This window comes from Bradyrhizobium lablabi (assembly GCF_001440475.1).
GTDB classification, from domain to species: Bacteria; Pseudomonadota; Alphaproteobacteria; order Rhizobiales; family Xanthobacteraceae; genus Bradyrhizobium; species Bradyrhizobium lablabi.
On record NZ_LLYB01000047.1, the window covers coordinates 1,719 to 2,911 of the forward strand.

A 1,193-nucleotide genomic window follows, 5' to 3' on the forward strand; every position below is an offset into this window, starting at 1 on the left:
GTCAAGGTCTTGCCCGAGACGCTGCCGGGTGCGGCCGTGCGGCTGGCGGTGAAGTTGGTCGCCGTTCCGGTGTTGCCGGTAAGGCCGAGCGCCGACATCGCGTTGCCGGTGCCGATGATCGACAGATCGGCGTTNCCCCGGTCGAGATCTGCAGCGCGCCGGCAACAACGGAAGATTTGGTCTGACCACTGGCCGTGCTCGGCGTTGCCGCACCCGAAGCGATCGACACCGTCTGCACGCCGGTAGCGAAGTCGATCGCATTCAGCACGTCGGCGATGGTGCCCTTGTTGAGGTAGACGGTCGAGTTGCCGTTGCCGTCGGTGACGACGTTGCCGGTGACACCCGATCCAGTCGGAACGTTGGCGGCAGCAGGCGTACCACCGTTCTTGAACGTGATCGTCTTGCCATTCACGTTCAGCGTCGAGCCGTCCTGGACCAGGCTGCCGAGGGCGCCGGTGGCCGTGGTGCGGGTCGCGCTCACCGTGGCATTGCCGGAACCGGTTGCGGTCGTCAGGCCCAGCGCCGCCAGCATGTCGGCCTTGCCGACGATGCTGAGATCAGCGCCAGTCGAGGTGGTGAGCGTGATCGCGCCACCGGCGCTGATTGCCGCGGCCGTTTGGCTGGTGTTCGTGGTGATCGTCGCCGCACCGGCCGACACAGCAGCGTTCTTGACGCCGCTGGCGATATCGATCGCGGTCAGGATGTCGCCGACCGTCGCGGTCGAGTCGCCCGCGGTGGCCCCGAGATAAATGATCGAGTTGCCATTGCCGTCGCTCGCGATGTTGCCGGAAACGCCATAGCCGGCCGGTACGGTCGCCGACGTCGGCGCCGCACCCGCCTTGAAGCTGATGGTGTGGCCATTGACGGTAAAGCTCTTGCCGTCACCGAATTGCGTGTTTGCTTCGGTGCTCAAGCCCGTGGTCGCGTTATAGATCTTGGTGGCAGCCGTAATAGCCGCTGCCGAAGTGTTGGTAACGTTCGAGCCGGTCACGGTTCCCGCCGTGCCGCCGAGCGTTGTCGTGCCAGTCGCTGCGGTTACGCCGCCGGCTGTACCGTCGAACAGCACGTTGGAGAGCGCGGTTGCGCTGGTGTAGGTCGTGGTGCCGCGCAGGTCGGTGGCGGTGGCGCCGGCGATCGTCGCCGAGACGTTCGACTTGGTGGAGTAGCCGACCGCGCTCTGCAGCGCCTGGTTG

2 pseudogenes are annotated in these 1,193 nt (G+C 66.1%); both read right to left on the reverse strand.

Annotation, left to right across the window (positions count from 1 at the left end):
* A pseudogene (locus tag CQ14_RS48555) lies at positions 1 to 134 on the reverse strand (DUF1522 domain-containing protein); the annotation flags it as partial.
* Position 135: 1 nt separating this feature from the next.
* Positions 136 to 1,066 (reverse strand): annotated as a pseudogene (locus tag CQ14_RS45825) (DUF1522 domain-containing protein); the annotation flags it as partial.
* Positions 1,067 to 1,193: the final 127 nt, after the last annotated feature.